Annotated in this window: 6 protein-coding genes; 1 reads left to right on the forward strand and 5 read right to left on the reverse strand. The window is 62.2% G+C overall.

All coding sequences use genetic code 11. The features are described from left to right. From WAN02_RS13505 to WAN02_RS13525, 5 genes are all read right to left on the reverse strand, one after another. Positions 1-185: OB-fold domain-containing protein (locus WAN02_RS13505; RefSeq protein WP_422264699.1), on the reverse strand; the 185-nt coding region annotated here is incomplete at its 3' end. Between the two features lie 194 nt (positions 186-379). Next, positions 380-1,552: a thiolase C-terminal domain-containing protein gene (locus WAN02_RS13510; protein WP_422264700.1), complete on the reverse strand. Its 1,173-nt coding sequence runs from the start codon at positions 1,550-1,552 to the stop codon at positions 380-382. Positions 1,553-2,418: 866 nt separating this feature from the next. Continuing rightward, positions 2,419-3,192, reverse strand: coding sequence for an SDR family oxidoreductase (locus WAN02_RS13515; protein WP_422264701.1), 774 nt, complete (start codon positions 3,190-3,192; stop codon positions 2,419-2,421). Between the two features lie 81 nt (positions 3,193-3,273). Further along, positions 3,274-4,419 carry a thiolase family protein gene (locus tag WAN02_RS13520; RefSeq protein WP_422264702.1) on the reverse strand — a complete coding sequence of 382 codons (1,146 nt, stop codon included), beginning with the start codon at positions 4,417-4,419 and terminating at the stop codon, positions 3,274-3,276. 327 nt (positions 4,420-4,746) lie between these two features. Continuing rightward, positions 4,747-5,487 (reverse strand): FadR/GntR family transcriptional regulator, encoded by a 741-nt coding sequence (locus WAN02_RS13525; RefSeq protein ID WP_422264703.1) that lies wholly within the window; start codon positions 5,485-5,487, stop codon positions 4,747-4,749. A 312-nt stretch (positions 5,488-5,799) separates the two neighbouring features. Here WAN02_RS13525 and WAN02_RS13530 point away from each other — a divergent pair. Continuing rightward, positions 5,800-6,410: AMP-binding protein (locus WAN02_RS13530; protein ID WP_422264704.1), on the forward strand; the 611-nt coding region annotated here is incomplete at its 3' end.

A 6,410-nucleotide genomic window follows, 5' to 3' on the forward strand; every position in this document is an offset into this window, starting at 1 on the left:
ACATTGAGCTGCCCCCCGGGCAGCGCAACGATGGCCGCCTGCACCGGCATGCCAATCCAGACATCCTCGCCATCGACGCCGAGAAGCTGGGTGGTCAACCGCAGGCCCGGCTGCTCCAGGAGTTCGACGAGGGCGATGACGTGACCCGGTCGGTCAAGGTAGCCCGGTGCCACCCCCCGGTGCACCACGATGTAGCTAAAGATCGAACCGCGACCCGAGACCGGCCGGAACGTAGTGTCCGCTCCGCATATTCGACATCGTTCCAGAGGCGGGTGAATGTAGCTCTCGCACGCATCGCACCAACAGAGCTCCAGCTCCCCGCGAGCGGTGGCGTTCCAGAACGGTGCCGTGTCCGGCGTCGGCGCGGGAGCGATCGGGTTCACTTGTCCCCCGTCACATAGATCGCAGCGCCCCCGTGCGGCCCTGCTCCCGAGGTCACCAGGGCGACCTGAGCATGGGAAACCTGACGGTTGCCCGCCTTTCCGCGAAGTTGCAATATTGCCTCATACTGGGTGTTCATACCGTGGATGTACCCTTCCGATAGCAAGCCGCCATTCGGATTGACCACGACGTCGCCTCCATACGTGGCCCGACCCTCGGCGAAGAAGTCGCCCACTTCACCCTTCTTGGCAAAACCGAGGTCTTCGAGAACGGTCATGACGGTGTAGGTGAAGCAGTCATAGATGCAAGCCACATCGATGTCGTCGATCCCGTCGATCACGGCGCTGGTCTGTGCCCACAGTCGAGGAGCTACACGGGCGGCGAACGTCGTGGTCGGATCCGGCCATTGATCCCACGAACCGCCATGGCCGTGCGACTCGGCAATGCCGACAACGCGAACAGGCGTCGAGGCTGTATCGCGGGCGCGTTCGGCCGACGTGAGAACCAAGGCCACACCGCCGTCGACTTCATATGCGCAGTCAAAGACGCGCAGCGGTTCGTTGATCCACCTACTTGCCAGGTACTTTTCCATGTCGATCGGCGTTTGGGCGATCGCGTGGGAGTTGGTGCTGGCATGTGCGCGCTGGGTGACCGCGATCCGACCGAGGTCTTCGCAAGTACTTCCGTATACCTGCTGATGGCGCCGCGCCCACATCGCCATGAACTGGGGAGGCACCACATAGCCTTGCGGCAATGTGAAGTGGAGATCGGGATTTCCCGCGGCAATCGTCTCGACGGCCTGACCCAGTCTCTGCCCGGAGCGTCCGTTGAACGCCCTGTACAGCACGACGGTTCTCACCGTTCCAGCGCGTATCGCATCGGCCGCGTACGACACAATCGACAAGGCCATGTTGCCACCGCCGTAGATGTCTAGCGCCCATGGTAGATCGTCGATTCCAAGCGCGTTAGCCACCTGGATGGTCGATGCTGTGTCGTTGATGCCGAACGTCGCAATACCGTCGACATCAGACGGGGTGAGACCAGCGTCGCCAAGAGCATTCCGCACAGCCTCGGCAGCCAGCGCCAGTGGACTCCGTCCGGACGCCAACGTGAACTCGGTGCGCCCGATCCCCACGAACGCTGGCTCGCGGTTGCCAACAAGTGTCGACAAGTCCGTCTCCTTTCATTTCATCGGGGACTGTTTGGCAATCGCCGGCAACCGATCGTCGCAGCTCTACTCACGAACTGCCCTGGGCGAACGACGTGCGCCGCTTCCTCGGACGTTGACCCACATCCGCGGTTGCCCGGGCATACGCTCCGCATCACGAAGATCATCGGCACATCCGGACCGACGCCGTTGAGGCGCTGCGAACTGTCCTCTCGACCACCAACATCAACTTTCGAATCCTCATGCGTAGCCAGATCCATCTCCGTCAGGGATACACGGCAACCGTGCACAGACCAGGGCAGATCCTCAAGGTACTACAAACCGGCGAATCGTTCAACCAGTTATCTGTTTAGAGTTCTAACCTATTCTTTGTTCCGATCGAGGTGATGACCGCGAGCCTTCGCCTGGACCACCGTAGGCCAAGACTAGAAAAGAACTCCGCACAGGCCAAGTTCCAAGGACAGACATGCCGCGCCGCGACCGAGAGCCCGTGCGCTCGTCGTGACTTGCCCGAACCCACGCGCTGTCGTGGGTCTGCAAGACAGACAGCCATGCACGGTGGATGCGACGAGCGCCACCGCACGCATCTTGGTGTTCAGAGGTCATAGCGACAGCACACCCGTGGTCGAGCTGGCCGACAAAGCGGCGCCAGCGTGAAACATGTTGGGCGGATGGATTCGGAAGCCGTACGCAGGCGCAAATCACGCAGCGCGTCTGGTGCCAGAGTCACCAGTTGATCCATTATCGCCGTCGCGACATATCGACGGCGACATCCGGTAACGAGCGAAGAACGCTTCTAGACGAAGCCGGAGACCTTGAGCGCCAAACAGTTCCGGCATCAAGCAGGTCAACACCGCAAGCACCTGTGGTTAGGCGAGCAACGAATATCCACCGTCGACGACGATCACTTGTCCGGTCACACAGTTGAAATCGGAACTGAGTAGCCCGGCGATGACGCATGCGATGTCGTCGGGACGGGCAAGTCGTCGGTTCAGCGGCGTCCGTTTTGCCGTGGCACTGAGGAACGGTAAGACGTCCGGGGCGTCGGCAACGTGAGCGAGATCGTCTATCAGGCAAGGTGACACCGCGTTCACCCGCACACCGTCGCGACCGAACTCAACCGCAAGGTAGCGAACCATCGATTCCAGTGCCGCCTTTGCAGGGCCGAGAACGCCGTAATAGCTAGCGTATCGATTCGAGCCCAAACTACTGGTCGCGATGACATTGCCCCGTGTTGCGGCGAGATAGCCTCGCGCCGCGAGGGCAACCTCGCGAAAACCATTCACCACCACGTCGTAACTAAACGCCGCATCCTCGCGACTCGCGTCGGAAAGCCGACCAGTGACGACCGGGACGGCCGTGACGACAACCGCGTCGAGCCCGCCCAGAGCCGCGGCGGCTGCATCCACTATCCGCGTGCCGTCTACTGCGATATCGCCCTGAACCAGAAATCCGCGGGCACCTTCAGGCAGCTCGGCCACGACCGTCTCAGCCGTCTCCCGGCTCGAACGAAATGCCAGCGCTACGTCGTGGCCGCGGCCAGCGAGTTCGAGCGCGGTCGCACGGCCCACACCGCGGCTCCCGCCGATAATGAGCGTTCGTGCGCGGTGACGCCGATCGGTCCCATCGATGAGCAGCGACACTCAAGCTACCTCAATTCCAATCGCACGAGCCGAAACTGCCCACCAGGCGGTGGCACCCGGCGCAGCGACTTCGAGCACCACTCACAGAAGCTCGAGAATGGTAGCGTTCGCCTGGCCGCCACCCTCGCACATCGTCTGCAGACCGAACTGAATTCCCTTGTCTCGCATGTGGTACAACATCGTGGTCATGATGCGCGCACCCGATCCGCCGAGCGGATGGCCGATCGCGATCGCGCCACCGTTCGGGTTGAGCTTCTTCTCGTCGGCCCCGATTTCCTTCAGCCACGCCATCGGCACCGGGGCGAACGCCTCGTTCACTTCGAACACGCCGATGGACTCCAACTTGAGGCCCGACTTGTTCAGCGCCTTCTGGGTCGCCGGAATCGGCGCACTCAACATCACGACCGGATCGGCGGCCGCTAACGTCGCGGTGTGAACGCGGGCGAGTGGCCTGAGGCCCAACGACTTAGCCTTCTCCGCTGACATGAGGAGCAACGCCGCCGACCCGTCGGAAATCTGCGAGGAGTTGCCGGCGTGGATCACACCGTCCTCCTTGAATACCGGCTTGAGCTGCGCCATCTTCTCGATAGTGGTGCCGCGGCGAATGCCCTCGTCCTTAAGTATCGGGTTGCCGTCCTGATCCTTGATGGCGACGATTTGGTCGTCGAAGGCGCCCGAATCCTGTGCTGCGGCGGCCTTCTCGTGAGAATGAAGAGAAAATTCGTCGAGCGTTGTCCTACCAAGCCCCCACATCGCGGCCATCATCTCCGCACCGATGCCCTGGTGAGGGGTGTGCTGATACCGACTCTTGAACTCAATCGGATAGGGATCCCCGCCATTGGCCACGGAGGCGCCCATCGAGGTGCGCGACATCGACTCGACACCGCCGGCGACGACGACGTCGTAATGGCCAGCCACTACACCGGCGGCGGCGAAGTGCACCGACTGCTGGCTTGATCCGCACTGCCGATCCACGGTGACACCCGGAACCGACTCGGGCCAGCCGGCGGCCAGCACCGCGGTGCGGGCAATGTCTTGTGCCTGCTCGCCGGCCTGCACCACGCATCCCCAGATCACGTCGTCAACGATCTCGGGCTCGATGCCGGCTCGCTCGGCCAGTCCGTTAAGAACCTGCGCTGATAACGCACCGGGGTGAAGGACGGACAGTCCGCCATTGCGCTTTCCGATCGGTGAACGAACAGCCTCGATGATTACCGCTTCCGCCATTCCCTCTCCCTTGAACGCCGTGCGTCGTGGCGCATGCCGAGGACGGTGGCACAACCCGAACACCTCTCGATCCGAAACCTAGCACACACCTGTGCCAATATAGCTATATAGTTTGATAACCCCGCCGAGCTGGCCGCCGGAGCACAGCGATAACAGGCGTCGGGAACGTGCTCGTGCCATGGGATTCCCTCCAGCACAGGAGTATTCAACGAGCCCGGACCGTCGCCGGCCACCCTTATTCAGCATCCGGAACTCGCGCTGACCGACGCCGCGCGGCCGTTGGTTGTCCTTGCGCGCGAGCGTGCATTCGCGGGCTCAGCGCCACGACTATTCGAACAGGTCGACGACGCGCGACAGCCTGGACCCAGCCAACAGATACACCACTCCCTCGTTCAGATGGCGGCCCCACACGTCGGCGGCGGCCTCGGGGTCGTTGGCCTTGATCAGCTCCAGCGCGATCTGGTGCGTCTTCATCGAGTGTCGCTGCGCACGCTCTGCAAGGACGCCGGAGGTGGGCTGAAGAGAGCGATTTCCCTTAACGATGATGTGATGAATCATCCCGCTGACCATCCGCAACGTGTGGTTGCCCGACAGATGCGCGATGGCGGTGTGGAAATCGGTCAACTGGTCGACCGCGTCGGTGCCGTTTGTCAGCAGGGCCTCACGATCAACGATTCGCTGAAGCTCGGCGATGACGCCGGGATCACCGGCGGTGGCCAATTCCATCACCATAGACACCTCAAGTGTCGTCCGAGCATCGTAGACGTCCTTGAGTGTGACGCCTTCGTGCGTCAGCAGAAGGCTGGCGTAGCGTGCCAACGTCCGATGCCGTGGGCGTTGCACCCGAGCGCCGCCTCGCGCGCCACGCTCAACCTTGATCAGCGACTCAGATTCTAGTACTCGAAGAGCCTCCCGAAGCGTTGGCCGTGAAACGCCGAAACGCACCATGAGTTCTGGCTCGGGAGGCAGCATCGTGCCCGGAGCGATGTCGCCGCGGACCACCAAACGGCGCAGCGAGCTCGCAACTCGATCAGCCATCTTGGGCTCTCGGAGGGGTTTGACGTCCATACCGTCGGTCCCTTCGCCGGCTTCGAGATCATTTTCAGAGGAAGACATTTCGCCAACAAGCGTGGAATTAGTGCGTCGAGTGACAGTCAGCAGTTTCCGATCACCATGCGCCGCAGGATCCATCCCCGGTGCTCGCTGGGTGCCAGTCGCCACGAAGGTGACCACTGGTACCCCCGGAAACGGCTTGGTGTAGTCTATCGCTAATGCGTCAACTGTATATCGGATTCGCGGTCGGTGCCATCGTGGCGCGGCGATTTCGATGGCCGCAGGAGACGCTGGAGACGGCACGTCCGGCGCGCAGAAGGATTGCACTTGAGCATTTCGTTGGTGTTGGAGATGGCCGCGTCGAATGAACCCGACCGCGAGGCGGTCATCGACGGGGAGGCGCGGCTGAACGCTGCTCAGCTTTATGAGCTAGCCAAGCGGGCGGCGGGCGCGATCGCAGCGTCCGATACCGAACACGTGGTCTACGTCGGCACGGGCGGGCTCATGGTGCCGTTGTTGATGTTTGCGTCGGCGCTGTCAGGCCGACCGTTCTCCCCATTGAACTATCGGTTGAGTAACGCGGCGTTGCGTGAATTGATCGATCGGCTCCCGGCGTCGTTGGTGGTAGCCGACGACGAGTACGCCAGCCTGGTCGCTGGGGCTGGAAGACAAGTCATGCGGTGCGAGGAATTGATCGCGGCCGCACGCGGAGCTCAACCGTTGGTGTCAGAACCGGATCCCGATTCCGTTGCCGTCGTGCTGTTCACCTCTGGCACCACCTCGCAGCCCAAGGCAGTCCAGCTCACCCACAACAATCTGACTAGCTATGTGACCGGCACGGTCGAATTTGCGTCGGCAGAGCGCAACGATGCGGCGCTGATATGTGTGCCGCCGTACCACATCGCCGGTGTGGGCGCGGCGTTGTCGAATTTGTACGC

This window comes from Mycobacterium sp. (assembly GCF_049281135.1).
Lineage (GTDB): Bacteria > Actinomycetota > Actinomycetes > Mycobacteriales > Mycobacteriaceae > Mycobacterium.